The 21,272-nt window shown below is 56.9% G+C and carries 15 protein-coding genes; 5 read left to right on the forward strand and 10 right to left on the reverse strand.

From position 1 onward, the window contains the following. Window positions 1-15 precede the first annotated feature (15 nt). From M2366_RS02600 to M2366_RS02625, 6 genes are read right to left on the reverse strand one after another with little or no spacing between them, the layout of a single operon-like run. Complete coding sequence (locus M2366_RS02600; RefSeq protein WP_259268870.1) at window positions 16-2,757, reverse strand: DEAD/DEAH box helicase; 2,742 nt, start codon at window positions 2,755-2,757, stop codon at window positions 16-18. Continuing rightward, a complete protein-coding gene (locus M2366_RS02605; protein ID WP_259268871.1) occupies window positions 2,754-4,448 on the reverse strand; it encodes a site-specific DNA-methyltransferase in 1,695 nt (564 codons plus the stop codon). Before M2366_RS02605 ends, M2366_RS02600 begins: the two co-directional genes overlap by 4 nt. A gap of 12 nt (window positions 4,449-4,460) precedes the next feature. Next, the gene (locus M2366_RS02610) at window positions 4,461-6,461 is read right to left on the reverse strand and encodes a hypothetical protein (RefSeq protein ID WP_259268872.1); all 2,001 of its coding nucleotides are present in this window, start codon (window positions 6,459-6,461) and stop codon (window positions 4,461-4,463) included. Further along, window positions 6,461-8,227: an AIPR family protein gene (locus M2366_RS02615; protein WP_259268873.1), complete on the reverse strand. Its 1,767-nt coding sequence runs from the start codon at window positions 8,225-8,227 to the stop codon at window positions 6,461-6,463. Before M2366_RS02615 ends, M2366_RS02610 begins: the two co-directional genes overlap by 1 nt. Continuing rightward, complete coding sequence (locus M2366_RS02620) at window positions 8,227-11,100, reverse strand: DEAD/DEAH box helicase (RefSeq protein ID WP_259268874.1); 2,874 nt, start codon at window positions 11,098-11,100, stop codon at window positions 8,227-8,229. The genes M2366_RS02615 and M2366_RS02620 overlap by 1 nt, the downstream gene beginning before the upstream one ends. Window positions 11,101-11,158: 58 nt before the next feature. Further along, window positions 11,159-11,359, reverse strand: a complete 201-nt coding sequence (locus M2366_RS02625; RefSeq protein ID WP_259269102.1) for a methylation-associated defense system helix-turn-helix domain-containing protein MAD1 — start codon at window positions 11,357-11,359, stop codon at window positions 11,159-11,161. 421 nt (window positions 11,360-11,780) lie between these two features. Here M2366_RS02625 and M2366_RS02630 point away from each other — a divergent pair, with 421 nt between their 5' ends. Together M2366_RS02630 and M2366_RS02635 are read left to right on the forward strand one after the other, a co-directional pair. Further along, window positions 11,781-11,975, forward strand: a complete 195-nt coding sequence (locus M2366_RS02630; protein ID WP_259268875.1) for a hypothetical protein — start codon at window positions 11,781-11,783, stop codon at window positions 11,973-11,975. Then, window positions 11,969-12,196 (forward strand): DUF4113 domain-containing protein, encoded by a 228-nt coding sequence (locus tag M2366_RS02635; protein WP_259268876.1) that lies wholly within the window; start codon window positions 11,969-11,971, stop codon window positions 12,194-12,196. The genes M2366_RS02630 and M2366_RS02635 overlap by 7 nt, the downstream gene beginning before the upstream one ends. 473 nt (window positions 12,197-12,669) lie before the next feature. Here the strand turns inward: M2366_RS02635 and M2366_RS02640 are convergent, their stop codons facing one another. Together M2366_RS02640 and M2366_RS02645 are read right to left on the reverse strand one after the other, a co-directional pair. Beyond that, window positions 12,670-15,816 carry an efflux RND transporter permease subunit gene (locus M2366_RS02640; RefSeq protein ID WP_259268877.1) on the reverse strand — a complete coding sequence of 1,049 codons (3,147 nt, stop codon included), beginning with the start codon at window positions 15,814-15,816 and terminating at the stop codon, window positions 12,670-12,672. A 17-nt stretch (window positions 15,817-15,833) separates the two neighbouring features. Beyond that, a complete protein-coding gene (locus M2366_RS02645; RefSeq protein ID WP_259268878.1) occupies window positions 15,834-17,006 on the reverse strand; it encodes an efflux RND transporter periplasmic adaptor subunit in 1,173 nt (390 codons plus the stop codon). A gap of 160 nt (window positions 17,007-17,166) precedes the next feature. Between M2366_RS02645 and M2366_RS02650 the strand changes: the two genes are divergently transcribed. The 3 genes from M2366_RS02650 (at window position 17,167) to M2366_RS02660 (ending at window position 19,928) form a co-directional block, all read left to right on the forward strand. Beyond that, the gene (locus M2366_RS02650) at window positions 17,167-17,805 is read left to right on the forward strand and encodes a TetR family transcriptional regulator (protein ID WP_224432533.1); all 639 of its coding nucleotides are present in this window, start codon (window positions 17,167-17,169) and stop codon (window positions 17,803-17,805) included. 118 nt (window positions 17,806-17,923) lie between these two features. Beyond that, the gene (locus M2366_RS02655) at window positions 17,924-18,478 is read left to right on the forward strand and encodes a bifunctional 2-polyprenyl-6-hydroxyphenol methylase/3-demethylubiquinol 3-O-methyltransferase UbiG (protein ID WP_259268879.1); all 555 of its coding nucleotides are present in this window, start codon (window positions 17,924-17,926) and stop codon (window positions 18,476-18,478) included. 280 nt (window positions 18,479-18,758) lie between these two features. Next, complete coding sequence (locus M2366_RS02660) at window positions 18,759-19,928, forward strand: dicarboxylate/amino acid:cation symporter (RefSeq protein ID WP_259268880.1); 1,170 nt, start codon at window positions 18,759-18,761, stop codon at window positions 19,926-19,928. Between the two features lie 67 nt (window positions 19,929-19,995). Here the strand turns inward: M2366_RS02660 and M2366_RS02665 are convergent, their stop codons facing one another. Together M2366_RS02665 and tesB are read right to left on the reverse strand one after the other, a co-directional pair. After that, on the reverse strand, window positions 19,996-20,364 hold the full coding sequence (locus M2366_RS02665; protein WP_259268881.1) for a VOC family protein: 369 nt from the start codon (window positions 20,362-20,364) through the stop codon (window positions 19,996-19,998). 28 nt (window positions 20,365-20,392) lie between these two features. Further along, a complete protein-coding gene (tesB, locus tag M2366_RS02670; RefSeq protein WP_224432529.1) occupies window positions 20,393-21,262 on the reverse strand; it encodes an acyl-CoA thioesterase II in 870 nt (289 codons plus the stop codon). Window positions 21,263-21,272 lie beyond the last annotated feature (10 nt).

Here is a 21,272-nt window from a genome sequence, read left to right on the forward strand (position 1 = left end):
CGAACCAAGATGCCTTTATTCTTTCACTTCAAACCGGAGGTAATCAGTCAAGCGGTTCGCCTCATTGACCTCGTCGTGTGGGACAAGTAGGTATTTCCATGGCTTGCTACCCACGCTTGTCGCATGACTAGATGCCTGCTTACACCAGCGAGCGGCGGCGGCTGCCTTGGCTTGAACTTCCTGCGAATTGATGTCACCACGTGCTTTGGTTTCAACCATGAAGATGGCCAGATCCATTTCGGCTACAAAATCCGGGATGTACTCCGGCTGCTCAGTGCCCAGTTTGTAGTAGATCTGAAATTGACCCTTGGCGGGTTTCAACCACTTGGTCGAATCTCGCTCAAGCAGAATAGCGAAGCGCCGCTCGGTATCTGAATCAAACTTCTGTAGTGGATAAAGGCAGCGAGTAAATCCACCAAACAGCATCTGCTTGATTTTGCTGGTCTCGATGACTGTTTCCCTGAAATGATGAGCTGTCTGCCCAGAAGTAACGGTATAATTACAGGATTTTAGCTCAGTGAAACCACGGCTGACCTGCACTTCGTAATCCGTTGCCTTTTCCCAGAAATGGGCCATCATCTCAGCCCGGATCAACCTAGCCAGATCTGCGCCATAGCTGTCAAAGATCTCGTGGAGCTCATTCTCGGAGTAGTTCTGAGCTTGATAGTTAGCAACCGCTTGACCAGCAAGGTCATACAGTAGCTCTGCCTGTGTGAAGTAATCGATGTCATCAAAGTCGATCAACCTCTTAACGATATAATCCTCGAAGCGCTGCTCCCTACTCCCCATTTCCCGGCTCATGGTGAACTGATTACTTGTGCGCAGTTCCTGCCCCACGATCTCACGTTGGCCAGGTTGGAAATTGGGTAAAATTCCCAGCTTGAACGGATGGAATCCAGTAGTAACATCCCCGGTTGGAACAACGGCGATTCGGGGAATATCAATGGTCTGCTGCACCAAAATTTCAGTTGTCTTGGCTACAACAGCAGACACGTCAAGAACCACGGCAGCCCCATCATCCCCTACGAGCAGATTCCCTTGTACAGGTTTCAACAGTTCGGTGACTTCGGCCACGATTTCCTTTTGTACCTCGGGTTTCAGTAATGCTTCACTCGTGGGTACGAGGTCACGTTTAACCTCGTACTTACCGATCACTTCCATGACTACCCGAGCAACCTGCTTTTCTGCCTCAGTCTTAAAGACAGGGGTTGGGATAACAGGTTCACCATGCTCGGCAGTACCAGGGGCAATGACTGTCGGCTCCGTCAGCCCAAGTCGTGCCATAACGCCAGCCCCAACCTGAACACTCACCTTCTTGTCATCAGCACTCGGTGCTTCCAAAATCACCTGTTTCAGCCTGATAGGGGAATCACCCCGGTTTGCCTCGTCGATGATCTCCTGGAACTTGTCGTGAGCGACGATATTCAGCCGATCCACCGCTGCCACACCAGTACGTTTGCCATAAGGCAACCGCAAGCCACGCCCAATTGACTGCTCGATCAGGGTGCGAGCATTAGCTGCACGCAGCGGTACGATGGTGTAGAGGTTGGTCACATCCCATCCCTCTTTGAGCATGTTGACGTGGATGACGATCTCGGTCGGCTCATCGACACTCTCCACCGCCAATAGCCGGGCGATCATTTTTTCTTCTTCTGCACCGGTGCGGCTGGAGTCAACCTGGATCACCTTACACCGATAGCGCCCCTCGAAGAATGCCTCTGATTCCAGCAACTCCAGCAGTTGCCCGGCGTGAGTAGTATCGCGCGCGATCACTAGCATGAACGGTTTCACCACCTTTGCCCCATTCTCTCGGGCATAAGTCAACAACTCGGCCTTTGTGGTTTCATGCAGGCGCACACCATCTTTCAACTTCGTCTGCTCAATCTCTTCGGGAGTATGATCCGCAGGAGTAAAACCGCGCTGAGTCACTACGGCAGGCTCTTTGACAAAACCATCTTCCATTGCCCGCGCCAAGGGATAATCCATCACCACGTTCTTGAACGGAACCGGGCCACGAGTGGACTCCACGAAGGGGGTTGCCGTCACTTCCAGGCCAAACAATGGCTTGAGTTCATTGATTGAACGCACCCCGGCACTGGCCCGGTAACGATGCGATTCGTCCATCAACAACACCAAATCAGGCAGATTGGCAAGGTGATTGAAGTAGCTATCGCCCAGCACCTCTCGCATTCGCTTTATGCGAGGCTCCTTGCCACCCCTTACCTCGGAGTTGATCTTCGAGATGTTAAAGATGTTGATGCGCACATCATCCGCAAACCCCAACGACATATCACCGACAACAGCACCACTCTGGTCATAGTTATCGCCAGTGATGATCAGAGGTGGTTGTTGAGCGAGCTCAGCGATCCCCTTAAACACATACTTCGGCGTATTAGGTGTAAAGTCAGCGATCAACTTGTTGTAGATCGTCAAGTTCGGTGCCAGTACGAAGAAGTTGTTGATGCCATGCGCTAAGTGTAGATAGGCAATGAACGCCCCCATCAGGCGTGTCTTACCAACGCCTGTCGCCAAAGAGAAGCACAGCGATGGGAACTCGCGTTCGAAATCCTCCAACGTCGAAAACTCGGTTTTCAGCGTTGAAAGAATGGCCGATATATCGCGTTCATGCCCCAGCAATTCGGGTGAAACCATGATAGCTTGCACCAATCGGGAGAGGGATTCCGCTTGTGGTGGTCGCAGAGAAAGGCGACTGCTAACATGACGAGAAGTTTGGTTGATCCAAACACGTTCACTCATTCCATTTCCTCCCCAAACAGATCCGACTGATTTACCGCCGTTTTCTTACGACGCGTCGGTTTAGCAGGCACCACCAGCTCTTGTTCTTCTTTTTGAATCATGGGCAAGTTAGCTACATTCAGGCTGTAGTCGTCACGCCCCCACTCGCAGCGAGTCAGCACCATCTTAGGGATCCTCTTGAGCGTTAGATTCGGCCAACGCTCCGCTGCCTGGGCTGCCGTCACGCCACGAAATGCGGTGCAGCAAACCAGCAAACTTTGCTCAGTCCCGATTTCGTCGGACAAACCCTGCAATTGCTCAGCAGAGAGGTTCTGAGTGGTGACATAGATAAAGTCACGTTCGCTGGAGTAACCATGTTGCCACCAGTGGGCCTCGGACGGTGCATAGTTAAAACCTTCCAGCTTGGCTAGTGCCTCAGCCAACATCGCCGAGTTGTACTCAGGATTAATGATCTCATTACCCCAGCGATCGTTGACAATCAAGCTAGGGGCAAGTGTGTAATAGCGATAACCACCTCCCCCTTGCCAGTTAAGCATGTCCGAAATTCCACCTTGGTCTTCGCCATCAATTACCTTTTTCAGGCGAGGGATAATGTGCGTATGGCAAGTATTCTCCAGTTCAACCATAATCCAACGTCGCCCCATTTTCTGGGCAACTGCTCCGGTAGTGCCAGATCCAGCAAAGGAGTCAAGGACCAAATCACCAGGATTTGTAGCAATATGTAAGATACGCTGCAGTAAACGCTCTGGCTTTGGCGTAGAGAATGGTTCAATCCCAACTAACAATTTATTTAAGTGATCTCGTTTAGCTTCTTGGTTATGACCAGTCTCATCAGCTGTCCACCAAGTTCTAGGAACGACACCACCTTGGACCTCAGCCAAATAGCGCTTGATGATTGGCATACCATCGCCTTTTGCACCAAAATAAACTCTTCCTTCGCTTTTTGCTTTATTAAGCGTCTCTTGTGAAAACGCCCAGCCGCGACCAGGTGGCGGAACAACTGTCCGTCCAGATGGCAATTCTACTGGGAAGCGAGAACCTTGACTGGCGCTCTTAGCCGTGCCGTTGTCCCCTTGTAACCAAGGTCCTCTAGGATCATTATCTGGATTCTTATACCTACTCTCTTGGTCTGCTGTGCGCTCAAGTAAATTCCTAACCTTTCCCCAATTTGCAGCGTTCTTTGCATACACAATTATGTAATCATGGGAAACAGAGAATGTAGTATCACTTCTTCTCCCCTTATCCTTTTCCCAAACCATACTCGTCATGTAATTTGAGCGACCGAATATTTCGTCACATATAACTTTTAAATAATGAGCTTCATTGTCATCAATAGTAATCCACAATGAACCATCATCAGATAGTAAACGCCGGATGATCTCTAACCTGTCACGCATCAATCCCAACCAGATCGAATGCTCCATACCATCATCGTAATGGGTAAAGGCGCTACCAGTATTGTACGGCGGGTCGATAAATACGCATTTTATCTTACCGGTAAACTCCTGCTCTAGCGCCTTCAACGCCAGCAGGTTATCGCCAAAGATCAAACGGTTGTCAAATATGTCGTTCTCGGTCACACGATGCTTGGCATGGTACGACTTAACAGGATCTTCGAGCAAAATGCGCGGCTCCAGCTTCGGCCGCTTCTCCTTGCCGATCCAGGTAAGTTCTAGTTTTTGTTTGCTCATGGTTTTATTACCCTAATTCTTGTGCAGGCCAAGCTTGTCAAACAGAATGCGATTGCGGCGTTCGGCATCCTTGATCAGCTTGTCGTAGGAGAGAATTTCGATATATCCGTTGCCAGTTGCCAAGGCGGAGAAGTACCCCTCGTTGTCGGCAGTGCGGTGGTAGCGGCCGAATACTTGCCGATGCAAAGACGGCGTTAGATCGGCAATGAGATAGCCAGTGTACCGCAGGTTCGTAGGGTTGATCTGGCGGCCGTCAACATCGGTGACACCGCCCTCAGCAATTTCTCGGAACCGCTGGATGATCTGGTCGGCGGGGTCTTTGTCGTAATTGTCCCGTCCGGGGCGCTTGAATTCGATGATGACGACGCCTCCGCCAGGCAGGTTGTCGGCCTCGGCGACGCCGATTGGAGTGTCATAAAAGAAGGCAAAAATATCGGGCTCGCGGCCAGAGGTGTCATCCAGCCCAGCTACGCTTTTGAGCTTCTTGTCGGACGTGAGCAGCGTGTGATAACACAACCGCTCGTCAATCACCCAAAGGTTCTGCTGCTCGAAGAAGATGTCCTTCGAGGTCATGCCCATCGGAAAGATCATTTTGTGCAAGACCCTTTCGAGTGGGTACTTGTCGTCGGTGCGCTTTTTCTTGAGGCTGTTGTTCACTAGATCGAGAATCGTTCGGCGGTGCGCGACGTAGGCGGCGAGTTGGGCCTTGCCGATCTCGTTGGCCTTCTCTGCGATTTCCTTGAATTTCTCTTGGTACTGCTCGAACGTTTCGGTTTCGAACAGAGCCGCGACGTGTTTGACCTCTTTACGAACGTCATCCTCGACGATTCGTTTCACGTGCAACAGAGCCTCATCCAGCTTGTCTTGCGACAGGCCGGGCTGAATCATCTGCTCGATCAACTCTTTGTAGCGAGGATGGGTGAGCGCTCTGTACTCTGGGGCTTGCTCCACAAACTTCTCGATCTGGGCGCGTTTTTCTTCATTCGTTGACTTCAAGTCAACCGAGAGTAGAGGCCTTAAAGTATCTGCAATGCCCTGATTCAAGGCTCGCCGAGACACAAGTGACAGCTCAAGTTCTAGCTCTTCCTCACTTTGAAAAGCAATGTGTGTGCGCTCTTGGTTAGCATGGTCATCTAAATATTCTCCAGTAACCAGTACAATCAGGGTGTACGGAATTTGATCCTCATCAAGTAGCTTTTCGGGAAGCTCTGGCAACAGATCCCGCAGCTTGATTGTGGTGACCTCTCGCCCGTTGGCGCACAGGTTCAGCTCATGGCGGGAGCGACCATCGCGGTGGCGATAGGCCTGCAAGGCGAACGTGTGGCCGGACACATCGAAGAATTGCTCTTCAATGTGTGCTAGCACCGTAGATTGAAACAGGGCGTGCAGGTCAATCGGCGCATGACAAGGCGATTCCAGTGTCATCGGCGGACATGAGCGAGCCGCAAACCGGATCAAAAAATGTGCAATTATGCGTTCAGCAATGACTTCCGGCTGAGTTGGCCATCCACCCCGAAACTTACTGGCCATTTCACGCAAAGATATATTCGTACCACATGCCTCTGTAGCTTCAGATGCAGAGTCTGCTCCTCGCAGCTCATCTTGTATGCTGAAGTCAAACTCGCGCAATAAAGCCTTATCGCCACTTTTGAAGACGCTGCGGATATGTGCAGATGAGAACACCTTGAGGAAGGTGAATCGTCCCACCCCCTTACCGCCGACTTTTACTTTGGAAAGGGAGTGAGCCTCCTGAAACGAAGCCAAGTTCTTGTCATTGAAGCCAACGCCATCGTCGATGACATCGAAGCCGTCCACCACAAGCGTTCCGTCTCCGCCTTGATGAGCAAGGTCATCGCACGCAATCAACCGGATGCGAATCGCATGATTGCTGAAGCCGTCTTGATGCTCTTCGATGGCATCGACAGCATTGGAGATGGCCTCGTAGAGCGGCATCATGGCCTTAGCTTGGGAAAGCTCAAGCCGGTCTACGAGGCCTTTGATGTTCGCTTGCACTATTGATTTCCTCCCTGCATGGGCTGGGCCAAGGCCGCCATCAAGCGGCCCTTTACAGATCGACAGTCCGTTTTGTTCTCAAAGACGCTGCGCGCTTGCTTGTTCCATTGAACTGCTTGAACGACGGTGACCAAGCGATCTGCCACCAGATCGATTTCGCGGGAGAGCACCGTCAATTCGTCTGCGCTGAGATTCAGCTCGGCTCCGTTGTGCAAGGGCAACCGGATGAAGATCACGTGGAGAATCATCCAAGCGCCGTGGCCGAGAACCTCTTTGGCAGGCAGTGTGCCTTGCGGCAATCCTTGGGGATCGGCCTCGGCGCTGGCACGGTCCCGAACTTTTCCAACGACCGTTCGGCCGATCTGGGCGATGCGCCACATCTGCTTAGCTGTCAACGAGTCGGCAAACAGGCGCTCGTAGGACTGGCGCAACGGATCGGTTGCGGGCACCAGGCCCTCCCGACCGAAGAGCCTCTTCTTGTCTGACTTTGCTGCGACTAGGTAGTCCTGCCAATCGTTCGTAGTAACAGTACAGGCCAAATACGGGGCCAGCTCACGAGCACTGAAGGTTGTCGGCGAGGGCGGAGGGTCATCCTGACCATGCTTGACGATGTATTCGATACCAGCCATCCGAAGCGTCTGCTGCCACATGGCCTGCCGTTCATCCAGTGCAGCGAAGTCTTCCAAATCCACTGCGTTCTGGCGGTTGCGGGATTGAGTCACACGGTCACCGAAACCGTCTGGCGCGTTGTCTAAGCACACGAGGGTCGCCATTACCATGGCTGGGTTGGTGTCGTAGTGCGCTATAGGCTCTTTGGCTATGGCACCAACGGTTTGAGCGCCGTTGATGATGGACAGCCCTCGGACACGAAACCTCCCCGACTCCCGATGAGGGTCGCGCGGATGCAGCTCGTTGATGGCCTCACACAGAAACGTGACACCGTTGTTGAAGTAGAAGAAGTGCTGCGCCTCGTGCTGCAAGGTTTCCGTCAAACCAGAGTTGACTGTCGTCGTTCCCTTGAAGCGCCGGATGTTTCGGTCAACCAAGCGGTCTTCGTGTTGCATCCACAGCTCTGCAAGCCGCTTGGCGTCCATGCGGCCATAAAACGCCTTGTAGGGTTCTTGAGTATGCCCGAAGTCTTTCAGCTCGACATCGGCCTCGATGGCTTGGGCAGAAACGCCGTCCAAGTGGAGGTCGTGAAGGGTGGTGAGCCCATAGGCATGGCAGCGCAAAAAGCCAGGATTAGTCCCGTTGAATGCACGCTCTAGGTCGGAAAAGATGTCCCGCCTGTCATCGGATACTGCCGTGCCGGAGTAGGCGAGGACAACCTTGACCTTGCAAATGCCACTGTTCAAGGTATCAGTGATTGCCGCACGGCGTGTCTGGAGCGCGTTATTGAAGCGCTCCCAGCGACCCCGGATGAGATCGATCACGCCGTCGCGGAACTTGGATACATCGCCAAGTTCGGGTTCTCCGGAGCCTGACTCCTTGTACTTCGATTGAACGAGCCAGATAGTCTGATCATTGGTCACAAACACCGAGTCGATGCCGTGATCCAGGCCGCCGTCGATGCTCGCGGCGACAGACTCTTCCAAGCTTGCACCTGCAGCTTCATTCAACACGAATGCTGCAATGGCCTTGGATAGGAAGTTGCTGCGCTTTGATTCTGGACTGGTGCCCGTTCCGGTAATACGAGTCGCATAATCTGCATCCAACTTCTGGCACAGCAAGTCCAGTTCAAGTGGGCGAATGGATGCTGCCGCCATCAGATCAACTCCCATTCGACTGTGAACAATGTCTGTTCTTGCACGTCTTGCTTCAATTTAGCCTCCAGCTGATTGATCAAATCATTGCGCTCAAACTCAATAGAATCTTGGCGATTAAATAGTTCGCGCCGAAGCTTCGTACGCTTCGTTTCGAGGTCGCGTTGCTGCTTCTGCCATGACAGCTTTTCTTCCAAAGTGGGAGAGCTCGCTGCTGTGCGGCGAACTTCCTTGATTTGGCGATCAATCTCTTTGATCTCTTGCTCGATACCCAGCTTCAAGTCATCCGCCCAAGCGTCTAGTTTCTGCACTTCCTGTTCGAAGTAGCCGAGGTTGCGCCGGTTGATCTCTCGGAGCAGCGCAATCTTGCGGATCTCCAAATCTTCCACAAGGGTGGCGTCTGCAGTGCTGAAAAGCCCCGCCGACTGTGACCGCGCAGGCAGGCGCAGTAACTTCTCCGGGTCATCTTCCGCTAGGGCGTGACCATCCGAAGTGCTGGCAGCCACCACCAAGTGCTGTTCCTCGTTGCCGAGCGCTTCCACCGACACGAGCTTCAGCGTCAACCAGCCGGTTTTGCCACGATAGGCCTTAAGCGTGCTGATCTGCGTGCCATAGGCGTCGTAGTCAAAGATGAGCCGTGTGCTGGCGAGTTCACGGGTTTTCGCTTGATTGGCGACCCAGACCGCTAGCGGGTGTCCGATCCGGTAAAGGTGTGCATCACCGGAGCGTCGGGGAAGCTCGTAGCGTCCTAGAACGATGCCGTCGAGGGCCGATTCCGGGGCGCTCTGGAGGACGAATCCATCCTCATCGAAAGTGGCGTAATCGGCCAGTTCAGCCCTAGTCAAATCCATCAGCATTCGTTCGTACTTGCTGCGTGCGGCGCGGCTGTCCTCTGCGCGAACGCGCAGCTTGTCTTGCACTTCCTCGTCGAAGTTCTCGAGCAAAATCTGGCGAGTTTTGACCATCGCTTCGCTGATCTCGCCAGACAGGTCGAGCTGTAGCTGCTCAAAGCTAGCCTTGATGGCTGCCGGGTCGCGGCAGTTTTGATAGATGTCGGCGATGCGCCGTTCGAAGTCCACGCCAGAACCGATGGCCCCCAGCACCTCATCGCTGGCCCCGAAAACGCCCTCGAAGAGCTGAAATTTTTGTGCCAGCAGCTCGTAGACCCGCGCGTCTGCCTCGTTGCTGCGATCGACAAAGTTCACCACCACCACGTCGAACTTCTGGCCGTAGCGATGGCAGCGCCCGATGCGCTGTTCAATGCGCTGCGGATTCCAAGGCAGGTCGTAGTTGATGACCAATGAACAGAACTGCAGGTTGATGCCTTCGGCACCAGCTTCAGTGGCAATCATCACCGTGCCGCGCTCCTTGAAGTGCTCGACCAGTGCGGCTCGGGTGTCGGCGGTCTTGGAGCCAGTGATGCGATCCGTTCCCTCATGGCGCTTGATCCAGTCTTTGTAGACGGCTTGCGCTCTGGCATCGCTGTTGGTGCCGTTGAACAGCACGATGCCTTCCCCATAGGACGTGTCCGCCAACAGAGAAAGGATGTACTCCTGCGTACGTTTTGACTCGGTGAAGATGATGGCCTTCTTGGCCGCGCCGAGACGATCTAGTTCGGCGAACGCTCGATCTAGGGCAGTCAATAGCGCCTTGCCCTTGGTATTGTCGCGAATGTTGGTTGCCAGCGTCTTAAAGTGCCGAAGCTCGGCAATTTCCTCTGCAATGGCATCTCGCTCGTCGGGCGTCGACGGTACGGCGCCTGGGTCTTGCCCATTCCACTCATCGATGGTTTCGTCGAGCGACTCATAGTCTTCGTCCAGCGCTTCCGCAAGATCAGGGACATCGGAAGATTCGTCTAGTTCCCCTTGCAGGCGTTTGGCCATTGTCTCCAGGGCCCCTGCAATCGCGTGGGTAGATGAGGCCAGCAGCTTCCAGAGCACCAGCGAGATCAACTGGCGCTGGCCTTCCGGTAGCGCCTTGAGATTTGGCCGTCGCAGGTAGTCTGCAACGAGGCTGGACAGTTCCCGTTCCTCGGTGGAGGGTGTGAACTCCTCGACGATTGCCTTGCGAGCGGTATACGGGACGTACTGTTGAACTTGGCGCCGCAGAGTGCGCTTGCAGACCGGCGCAAGCCGAGTTCGCAGTGCAGCGAAAGCCTGCTCTCTGGGCTGGGCAGTGAACTGGGATCGAAAGCTGTCAATGTCGCCGAAGACACGATCATCGATAATGCTGACTAGACCGTAGAGTTCTAACAGCGAGTTTTGCAGTGGCGTTGCAGTAAGCAGCACCTTAGAGTGAACGTGGGCCAGAGCTTCCTTCAGTGCCTTGGCGATAACGTTGCTGGTCTTGTAGACGTTGCGAAGGCGGTGCGCCTCGTCGAGCACGACCAGATCCCAATTGATGTCCTTGATGTCATCTGCCTTTGCCTTCGCAAACTGGTACGAGCAGATGACAGGCCCCGATGCCATCAAAAATGGATTCTGGCGTCCCTGCTTGCGGATGGTGTTGTAGTTTTTAGCTTCAAGGATCATGCCCTGCAGGCTGAACTTGTCCTGCAACTCTTGATGCCACTGTTTGCGCAAGTTCGCAGGAACGATGATCAGAATACGGCGACGACGCTCCGCCCAGCGCTGCGATATGACAAGCCCGGCTTCAATAGTTTTTCCGAGTCCTACCTCGTCCGCGAGGATGACGCCGCGCGAGAGTGGATTGCTACAGGCGAAGAGAGCCGCCTCGACTTGGTGCGGGTTGAGGTCAACCTGTGAGTCAACCAGAGTGGGTGCGAGAGACTCTACCGTGTCGCCTGCCGCGCGCCGCGTCAAAAGCCACGCGTAGTACTGACTTTGATGCTGCGTCAAAAGCTGCTGCGTTATCAACGGTGCTCCTCCCCTTTTTTTTGACCAAATATTATTCGGTAGCAGACTTGGCGCACAGTCACTCTGCCTCCGGCTTTTTTTTGTTAATGCTCTCGGCGATCCATCTATCCAACTCGGAGCGGCGAAACCGCCAGGTACCTCCAAGCTTGAACGCCGGAATCTTACCCTTTTGGGCAAGACGATAGACCGTCCGCTTCCCAGCTTTGAGGTATGTAGCGACCTCTTCCAGTGTCAGGATCTCGCCATCTGTATCAGTCATTAGGTTGCCTTCAGCTTTTGCCTGCAATGGAATCGGATTGCCAAGTCTGGCCAATTCTCCCATATCCAGGCGTCATCGAACAGACCATTTGCCAAGCTGACACCGTCGTTGGCGTATTGAGTTTGATCAGAATGACTAAAAGACGAACTGTGGTTGATCTGGTCCTGGTACCTCCAGCTGATTGGTTGGCCCATCTGTCGTGCTTAGCTAAAGGTGCTCTAGTCGTGCTTAGCTAAAGGTGCTCTAGAAGAAGGCCGGACTGTGATATTCCCAGCAGCCAACTGACCATCGAAGCCTACCGCCAAGCAACAGATCCTATCCAACCGCTCCTTTGGCGAGCGCATCACCGAGCAGGGGGCGATGGGGGCAAGCGCTGTACGGTTTTATGGGGCGGGCGGCAGAGAAACTCAGGGCCGAGGGGATGTGTTGCCAGCTGGTGCACCTGTTCGTGCGAACCAGCCCCTTTGACGAACGAGCGCCTTACTACAGTGAGCAGGCTGGTGTCCGACTGGTCTGCCCTAGCGATGACACCCGGTTGTTGCTGCAGCAAGTGAACGTGCTGCTACCGCAGATTTGGCGAGACGGTTACCGCTATCAGAAGGGGGCGTCATGCTGAGTGAGTTCACCCCCAAGGAGCAGCAACAGGCCGATCTGTTTGTCCCGTCCTCCGCTCAATCGGATGCGCTGATGGCAGTGATGGACCAGATCAAAGCCAAGGGATTGGGGCGCGTAGGCTTTGCCAGCCAAGGCATGGGGTCACCCGAGTGGATGATGCGACAAGAACACTTGAGCCCCTGTTACACCACCCGCTGGGAGGACCTGCCGGTGGCGAGGTAACTACCGCCTGCAGGCTCGCCAGATAGGCAAATTTTGGACGGGGAATTTTTTTCCAAACGAGGAGCTGATACAACAGAGATTGCCACCTCTAGCAAGAGTTAGTTACCTTTACAAAGGTAACAGTGGAAAAACTCTTCCCCTACTAACTAGCCACATAAAAGCCATTCCAGCCCAGATAACACCATGTTACTACAGCGGTTCTGGTGTTAGGCATACAGTTAGGCATATTTAAATTTTCTGAATTGACGATTTTTATTTTAAATCAAATAATTAACCACCTGATTCAACATCCCCCAGCCCACCAAACGTTTGGAAAGGGCCACTTCGAAAGAAGTGGCCCTTTTTCTATGCTCAACGCTGGGGTAAGGCAGCAGGTTGGCATGGCGCCAATAGAAAGAGGGAGGCACAGGCCTCCCTCTTCTGTCTGTCATGCCCTCACTCAAGGTGACGGCCACTTGCTGAGTCCCATGGGCTTATGCCTGCTTGCTCGCTTTGAGCTGCTCATCTGCCTCTGCATCTTTCTGCTTGGTGAAGTAACGCATCACCAGCACGAAGAAGAGCGGCACGAAGAAGATGGCAAGCACAGTGGCACTGATCATGCCGCCCATGACGCCGGTGCCGATGGCGTTGCGGCTGCTGGCCCCCGCCCCGGTGCTGATGGCCAGCGGCAAGACCCCCAGGATGAAGGCCAGCGAGGTCATCAGGATTGGGCGCAGACGCAGGCGCGCCGCCTCCAGCACCGCCTCGCTCAAGCCCATCCCCTTGTCATAGAGCTCCTTGGCGAACTCGACGATGAGGATGGCGTTCTTGGCCGACAGCCCTATGGTGGTGAGCAGGCCGACCTGGAAGTAGACATCGTTCTCCAGCCCGCGCATGGTCGCCGCCAGAATGGCGCCCAATACCCCGAGCGGCACCACCAGCATGACCGAGAAGGGGATGCTCCAGCTCTCGTACAGGGCTGCCAGACAGAGGAAGACCACCAGCAGCGAGATGGCATAAAGCGCTGGCGCCTGGGAGCCGGCCTGACGCTCCTGGAAGGAGAGTCCGGTCCACTCCAGACCTATTCCCTCGGGCAGTTGTTTCACCATCTGCTCGATGGCTGCCATGGCATCCCCCGTACTCTTGCCGGGGGCCGCCTCACCGACGATCTCCATGGCGGAGACGCCGTTGTAACGCTCCAGACGAGGCGAACCATAACTCCACTGGGTGGTGGCAAAGGCCGAGAAAGGCACCATCTTCCCTTCGCTGTTGCGCACATACCACAGCTTGAGATCTTCCGGGTTCATCCGGAAGGGCGCATCCGCCTGCAGGTAGACCTTCTTGACCCGGTTGCGATCCATGAAGTCATTGACATAGGAGGAGCCCCAGGCCGCCGACAGCGTGCTGTTGATGTCGCTCACGGTCAGCCCCTGAGCCAGGGCCTTCTCGTAATCAATCTTGATGTCGAGCTGGGGGGTATCTTCCATCCCGTTCGGGCGCACCCGCACCAGATTGGGATCCTGCGCCGCCATGCCGAGCAGCTGGTTGCGCGCCGCCATCAACTTCTCGTGACCCAGACCCGCCCTGTCTTGCAGGAAGAAGTCGAAGCCGGTGGCCGTGCCGAGTTCGGGGATGGGAGGCAAGTTGAAGGCGAAGACCTGAGCCTCCTTGATGCTGAACAGATAGCCCATGGCGCGGCCTATGATGGCATTGGCGCTGCGCTCGGGGGTGTCACGCTCTTTCCAGTCTTTGAGCTTGATGAACGCCATGCCGCTGTTCTGGCCGCTACCGGCGAAGCTGAAGCCCGCCACCGTCAGCACGGAGTCCACATTCTCCTTTTCAGTCTCGAGGAAGTAGTCACGCATCTCGGCAAGCACGGCCTCGGTGCGCTGTTTGGTCGCCCCGACCGGCAGCTGCACCATGGACATGATGACCCCCTGATCCTCTTCGGGCAGGAAGGAGGTCGGCAGGCGCAGGAAGAGCACGGCCAGCACCACCAGCATCCCCAGATAGATGATGCTGTAGCGCGCCCCTTGCTTGATGACCTTGCCCACACCGCGCTGATAGCGATCGGCACCGGCGTCAAACACCCGGTTGAACCAGCCGAACAGGCCGCGATGGCTGGCATGTTCGCCATGCTTCATCGGCTTGAGCAGGGTCGCGCACAGGGCCGGGGTCAGGATCAGGGCCACCAGCACTGAGAGCACCATGGCCGAGACGATGGTCAGGGAGAACTGGCGATAGATGGCGCCGGTTGAGCCGCCAAAGAAAGCCATGGGCACGAACACGGCGGAGAGCACCAGGGCAATCCCTACCAGGGCGCCGGTGATCTGATCCATGGACTTGCGGGTCGCCTCCAGGGGGGATAGCCCCTCTTCGCTCATCAGGCGCTCCACGTTCTCCACCACCACGATGGCGTCATCGACCAGCAAGCCGATGGCCAGCACCATGCCGAACATGGTGAGGGTGTTGATGGAGAAGCCGAACGCCGCCATGACCCCGAAGGTCCCCAGCAGTACCACGGGCACGGCGATGGTCGGGATCAGGGTGGCCCGGAAGTTCTGCAAGAAGAGGTACATGACGCAGAACACCAGGATGATGGCCTCAATCAGGGTCTGCACCACCTCCTCGATGGAGATCTGCACGAAGGGGGTGGTGTCATAGGGATAGACCACCTTCATGTTCGCCGGGAAGTACTGGGAGAGCTCGTCTATCTTGGCCTTCACATGCTCGGCGGTATCCAGGGCGTTGGCACCGGTTGCCAGCTTGATGGCGATGGCCGAGGTGGGTTGGCCGTTGTAGAGCGCCTCGGCGTCATAGTTCTCGCCGCCCAGCTCGACCCGGGCCACGTCCTTGAGCCGCACCTTGGAGCCATCCTGATTGACCCGCAGCAAGATGTCGTTGAACTCCTCCACGGTCGAGAGCCGGGTCTGGCCCATGATGGTGGCGGTAAATTGCTGATCGTTCACCGAGGGGGTGCCCCCCAGTTTACCGAAGGCCACCTGGGCGTTCTGGCTCTGGATGGCTGCCTGAATGTCGGCCGGGGTCAGTTGCACCCGATTGAGACGATGCGGATCCAGCCAGACACGCATCGAGTACTGACTGCCGAACAGGGTAATGTCCCCCACCCCGTCCAGCCGGCTCAGGGGCTCCTTGATGTTGCTCACCACATAATCGGAGAGATCATCGTTGCTCATCTTGCCATCGCTGGAGATGAAGCCCGCCACCATCAGGAAGCTGCTGGAGGTCTTCTGCACCCGGATGCCTTGCTGTTGCACCTCCTGGGGCAGCAGTGACATGGCCTGTTGCAGCTTGTTTTGCACCTGCACCTGGGCGATATCGGGATCCGTGCCCGGCTTGAAGGTCAGGGTGACCGACACGTTGCCAGCCGAATCACTCTGGGAAGACATGTAGAGCAGGTGATCCAGCCCCGTCATGTTCTGCTCGATGATCTGGGTCACCGAATCTTCCACCGTCTTGGCGGAAGCGCCCGGGTAGCTGGCCGAGATCCCCACGGCCGGCGGCGCTATGGTGGGGTACTGGGAGACCGGCAAGGTCAAGATGGCCAGGCCCCCCGCCAGCATGATCACCAAGGCGATCACCCAGGCGAATATGGGTCTATCTATAAAAAATCGTGCCATGAGGCGACTACTCCATCCTACTTGTTAGCCGGGGCGACTTGCGCCTGCACGGACTGCTCACTGGGCGCCACCTCGGCACCTGGCCTGACCTTCTGCAGACCGGCGACGATGACCCGCTCACCGGCCTTGAGACCGGACTCCACCACCCAATTGCTGCCAACGATGCGACTGATGTGAATATCTCGCAGCTCGACCTTGTTGTCGGGGGTGACCACCATGACAGTGGCGCCACCATTGGGGGTGCGAGTCACGGCGGTCTGGGGCACCAGCAGGCCCTGGCTGCGCTCACCCTCTTTCAAGGTGGCGCGCATGAACATGCCGGGCAGCAGCAGCTGCTGCGGGTTCGGCACTATCACCCTCAGAGTCACCATGCCGGTGGTCTCGTCCACGCTGACATCGGAGAACTGCAACTCGCCGGATTCACCGTAGGCGCTGCCATCTTCAAGCAGGAAACTTACCTTGGTATTATCGGCCTGACCCGAGGTCAGCTTGCCCGCCTCGACCTGACGCTTGAGACGCAGCAGATCGGCGGTGGACTGGCTCACGTCCACGTACATGGGATCGAGCTGCTGGATAGTGGTCAGGGCCGCGGCTTGCTGGGCGGTGACCAGGGCGCCTTCGGTCACGGCGGAGCGGCCGATACGGCCGCTGATGGGGGCCGTGATGCGGGTGTAGTCGAGGTTGATCTCGGCGCTCTGGAGCGCGGCCTTGGCGGCGCCTATCTCGGCAAGTTGCTGCTTCCAGGCGGCATCGGCATCATCAAATTCCTGGCGGCTGATGGCCTTGACCTTGACCAGCTCGCCGTAGCGCTGGGCCTTGAGACGGGCGCTGCGCTCGTTGGCCTGGGCCTTGGCCAGATTGGCCGCGGCCGAGGCCACATTGGCCTGATAGACGGCGGGGTCAATCTGATAGAGCAGCTGGCCAGCCTTGACGTCAGACCCTTCGGTAAAGAGACGCTTGAGCACGATACCGCTCACCTGGGGACGTACTTCGGCGATGCGCAGGGCGGCGGTACGACCGGTCAGCTCGGTGGTGAGCTGCAAGGGGCCAGTGTGTAGCGTGGTCACTTCGACGGCGGTGGGCGGCATCGGGGCCTGGGCCTGAGCGGCCTCTTTATCACCACAGCCCGCCAGCCATCCGGCTGCCAACAAGGCCAGCCCGACCGAACGGGCAATTTTATTTTTATGCATGGAGCACCTGATCCTCTGTCTGCTTACGAACAACCATTCAGGGGGCATTAGGCCCCCATTGGTAAAATCGGTTGAGATGGGGCAATATACATACATCCACGAATGTATGTATATTGGTTTTTGTTATTATCACCACCCTTTTTGGACTAAGCGAACCACGATGGCCAGACGCACAAAAGAAGAAGCTCAGCAGACCCGTTGCCACATCATGAACACGGCGCTGGATCTGTTTTGCCATCGGGGCCTGGCCAAGACCAGTCTGACCGATATCGCCAAGGCGGCGGATCTCACGCGGGGCGCCATCTACTGGCACTTCAAAAACAAGGAAGAGCTGTTTATCTCTCTGTGGCAGGAGCTGTGCGAGCCCCTCTCCCATCAGCTCGATGCCAGCCTCAATCCCGATGAACCGGATCCCCTCGGCCGGCTGCGATTCTTCCTACACAACGCGCTGCTCAAGATCACCCGCGATCCGGGTCACCGCCAGATGTTCACCATCATGTACAGCCTGGAGACCATAGAGATAGAAGGGGAAGCCTTCACCCTGCGCGAGCACATTCACAAGGAGTCACGCCGTTTCGCCCAGGACATAGAACGATCTCTCGCCAATGGGGTGAAGCACGGTCAGCTGCCCTCCACGCTGGATCTGACCCGGGCGGCCACCCTGCTGCACTGCACCCTGGATGGCTACATCCTCAACTGGCTGCACTTCCCAGAGCGCATCGATCTGGCCCGGGAGGCCGACTACCTGCTCGACAGCCTCTTCCTGCAACTCCGCCACCTGCCCGCCCGGTGTGACTGAGCGCCAGAGGATGCTCCGGCAATCCACCCCCTGAAGAGCGGTGCCGCAGGGCGGATCTGGCCCTCGGCCCCCTCCCCTTGATACCATGGACTTCTCTCTCTATTGCCCCGAGTCCCCGATGCCAGTAGCTGTCCCTCTCGATCTCCTCCCCCGTGCCCCCCTCCATCACAGCTTCTGCCATGAGCTGGCCCCCGGCGCGCATCTGCTCGATGCGGGTTGTGGCGAGGGGCAGGATGCCCGCCATTTCCAGCAAAGCGGCTATGTGGTGAGTGCCATCGAGGTCGATATCACCCTGGCCAGGCGCGCTTCGCGTCATGCGGAGTTACCGGTGCGAGTCGGCGACATCAGTACGCTGCACACAGTGGTGCCCTTCGATGGCATCTGGGCCTGTGATCTGCTTCCTCATCTGCCAGCCTCCCAGCGGGCATTGATGCTGACCAGGCTGGCCGCCTTGCTCAAGACCGGGGGCATCCTCTACTGCAACATCCCTCTCGGTGAACGGCTGATCCTGCCAGCGGAGAGTGACCGCCCCGAGGCAGAGGCCAGGATGGATACCGATGAGCTGGCACTGCTGAGCTCCCGCTCGCTGCATCTGATCCGGCAGTGGCAGGCTCCCCTGCCCCCGGACCCCGAGACCCGAATCTGGCGCCATCTGTTGCTGCGCAAGGGCTGACTCTGATCGATGGATGGGCTCGGTCAGAGTCCGCTACCGACGACTCCTCTGGCCCGGATGAGTGGCGCCCCCGGCCTGGTATTACCTTGTCTTCATGGGCGGGCCAACCCAGGCCATCCGGCATCTGGCTCGTAACCGCATCTATCGGATAGATGCATCCTTCACAATACTTAACACCACCATAACAAGGCATAGACAGACATAAGAGTGTATATGTGTTAAAAAGCCGCACTAAATTCAGAAGACAATAACAAGTCAGACACTCATACCGGATCTGCCCATGAAACTCGTGCTCAAACTCCTCGCCGGCATCCTCGCCGGTCTGCTGCTCGGCCTCTATGCCCCCGACTGGGTCGCCCGTCTGCTGTTCACCGCCAAGACGGTGGTCGGCCAGCTGATTGGCTTCACCATTCCGCTCATCATCTTGTTCTTTATCACCAGCGGCATCGCCAGCCTGCCAAAGAACTCGGGCAAGCTGCTCGGCAAGACGGTGGCCCTGGCTTATGGCTCCACCATTTTGGCCGGCACCTTCGCCTTCACCCTGGCCAGTCGGCTGATCCCGACCCTGACCGAGGCCGCCACCGCCAGCGCGGATCCAGCAAGCAAGCTGGTCTCCTATATCAGCATGGAGATACCACCGCTGTTCGGGGTCATGTCGGCCCTGGCCGCCGCCTTCATCTTCGGGATCGGCATCAGCGCCAATGAGGCCACTGACTTGCGTCGTATCGCCGATCAGGGCCGCGATATCATCGACCGCCTGCTGGCCCGGGTGATCATTCCCTTGCTGCCCATCTATATCGCCGGTGTCTTCGTGGAGATGACGGTGGAGGGCACCGTCTTCACCACCCTCAAGACCTTCGGGGTGGTGCTGGTGATGGCGATCCTGATGCACTGGATCTGGCTCTGTGTGCTGTTCGTCGGCACCGGGCTGGCCCTTGGCCGTTCGCCGCTCATGCTGCTCAAGAACATGCTGCCCGCCTACTTCACGGCCCTGGGCACCATGTCCAGCGCCGCCACCATCCCGGTGGCCCTGCGCGCCAGCCGTCAGAACGGGGTGAGCGAGGGGATTGCCAACTTTACCGTGCCCCTGTGCGCCACCATCCATCTGTGCGGCTCCACCATTACCCTGGTGACCTGTGCCACCGCCGTCATGTACCTCTCCGAACACCTGGCCATCCCGGGCTACGGCACCATGTTGCCCTTCATCATGATGCTTGGGGTCATCATGATAGCGGCGCCCGGCGCCCCGGGTGGCGGCGTCATGTCCGCCCTGGGCCTGCTCACCTCCATGCTCGGCTTCGGTGAGGCCTCCATCGCCCTGATGATCGCCCTCTACCTGGCCCAGGACAGCTTCGGCACCGCCTGCAACGTGACCGGTGACGGCGTCATCGCCCTCTGGGCCGATCGCTTCGCTCAGCGTGATAGCACCTCACGGTCTGAAGCAGCCTGACTCTGACGGTCATAAAAAAACGGGAGCCATTGGCTCCCGTTTTTTATGGCTCAGCCCCGAGGGGCCTTTACTCACTCAGAGGCTCGTTAAAGATGAATTTGTTGCCGAAAGGATCCCAGATGGTCATCTCCCTGCTGCCCCAGGGCATGGTTTCGATGCCAGGTCTGGCATTGCCGTATGCTTTCGCCAACAAGTCGCCATGCAGCTCATCGAGCCGCTGAGTGCTCAGGCGCAGCGTCGCCCCCGGGCAGGCATCTCCATGATGCTCTGATAGGTGCAAGACCCAGTATCCTCGGGAGAGCTGCACATAGAGCGGCAGCTCAGGGGCGAACCTGTGTTGCCAATCCAGGCTGAAACCGAGGAAATCGAGGTAGAAGCTACGCATCTTGGCCTCATCGAAGCTGCGCAGCACAGGGACTATCGCGGGCATTGTCATGGCTTGTTTCCGTCCATAGTCCCCATCATCACTTGCTCCCCCGGCGGCGGATCACCCCCTCCTGAGCGGTACTCGCCACCAGCACCCCGTCCCGGGTAAAGAACTGGCCGCGCACCAGACCACGGCCGGCGCTGGCGCTCGGGCTGTCCACCACATAGAGCAGCCAGTCATCGAGGCGGAAGTCCCGATGGAACCACATGGAGTGATCGATGGTGGCCACCTGTATGTCTGGTTCCCAGTAAGAGACGCCGTGGGGTTGCAGGGCGGCAAACAGGAAATGGAAATCCGAGGCGTAGGCCAGCAGGTACTTGTGCACCCTGGGATCATCCGGCATCTGGCCATTGGCCTTGAACCACACGTGGCGCAGCGGCTCGTGGACATCCGGCCGGATCGGATCGACCAGGGTCACCGGGCGAATTTCGAGGGGCTTCTCGCACAGGATCTTGTCACGCAGAGCGGGCGGGATCTGATGCTCATAGGGACGCACCAGCTCCAGCTCGCTCTTGAGCAACTCAGGAGGCGTGATCCCCTCCGGCATGCTGATCTGATGCTCGAAGCCCTCGGCCTCGACTTGAAACGAGGCGTTGAGGTAGAAGATGGGCTTGCCGCCCTGAATGGCCTTGACCCGGCGGGTGGAGACGGTCTGACCGTCGCGGATGTTTTCCACGTCGTAGACGATGGGTCTATTGGCATCCCCTGGGCGCAGAAAATAGGAGTGGAAGCTGTGTACCTGACGATCGGCGGCCACCGTCTGCTTGGCGGCGGACAACGCCTGCCCCATGACCTGCCCGCCGAACACGGCTCTCAGGCCGAGATCTTGGCTCTGGCCCCGAAACAGGCCCTCTTCGATCTTCTCCAGCGCCAGCAGTGCCAGCAGCTCATCCAGTACCTTGCTCATTAGTTTCTCC

Origin of the sequence: Aeromonas sp. BIGb0405 (assembly GCF_024807335.1) — a bacterium.
GTDB lineage: Bacteria > Pseudomonadota > Gammaproteobacteria > Enterobacterales > Aeromonadaceae > Aeromonas > Aeromonas rivuli.

Bases quoted from the DNA above. Each gene is read 5' to 3' on its own strand.
- M2366_RS02605 (WP_259268871.1), bottom strand. From the start codon at position 4,448: ATGAGCAAACAAAAACTAGAACTTACCTGGATCGGCAAGGAGAAGCGG.
- M2366_RS02650 (WP_224432533.1), top strand. From the start codon at position 17,167: ATGGCCAGACGCACAAAAGAAGAAGCTCAGCAGACCCGTTGCCACATC.
- M2366_RS02635 (WP_259268876.1), top strand. From the start codon at position 11,969: ATGCTGAGTGAGTTCACCCCCAAGGAGCAGCAACAGGCCGATCTGTTT.
- M2366_RS02645 (WP_259268878.1), bottom strand. From the start codon at position 17,006: ATGCATAAAAATAAAATTGCCCGTTCGGTCGGGCTGGCCTTGTTGGCA.
- M2366_RS02655 (WP_259268879.1), top strand. From the start codon at position 17,924: ATGCCAGTAGCTGTCCCTCTCGATCTCCTCCCCCGTGCCCCCCTCCAT.
- M2366_RS02665 (WP_259268881.1), bottom strand. From the start codon at position 20,364: ATGACAATGCCCGCGATAGTCCCTGTGCTGCGCAGCTTCGATGAGGCC.
- M2366_RS02640 (WP_259268877.1), bottom strand. From the start codon at position 15,816: ATGGCACGATTTTTTATAGATAGACCCATATTCGCCTGGGTGATCGCC.
- tesB (WP_224432529.1), bottom strand. From the start codon at position 21,262: ATGAGCAAGGTACTGGATGAGCTGCTGGCACTGCTGGCGCTGGAGAAG.
- M2366_RS02615 (WP_259268873.1), bottom strand. From the start codon at position 8,227: ATGGCGGCAGCATCCATTCGCCCACTTGAACTGGACTTGCTGTGCCAG.
- M2366_RS02600 (WP_259268870.1), bottom strand. From the start codon at position 2,757: ATGAGTGAACGTGTTTGGATCAACCAAACTTCTCGTCATGTTAGCAGT.
- M2366_RS02625 (WP_259269102.1), bottom strand. From the start codon at position 11,359: ATGACTGATACAGATGGCGAGATCCTGACACTGGAAGAGGTCGCTACA.
- M2366_RS02630 (WP_259268875.1), top strand. From the start codon at position 11,781: ATGTGTTGCCAGCTGGTGCACCTGTTCGTGCGAACCAGCCCCTTTGAC.
- M2366_RS02660 (WP_259268880.1), top strand. From the start codon at position 18,759: ATGAAACTCGTGCTCAAACTCCTCGCCGGCATCCTCGCCGGTCTGCTG.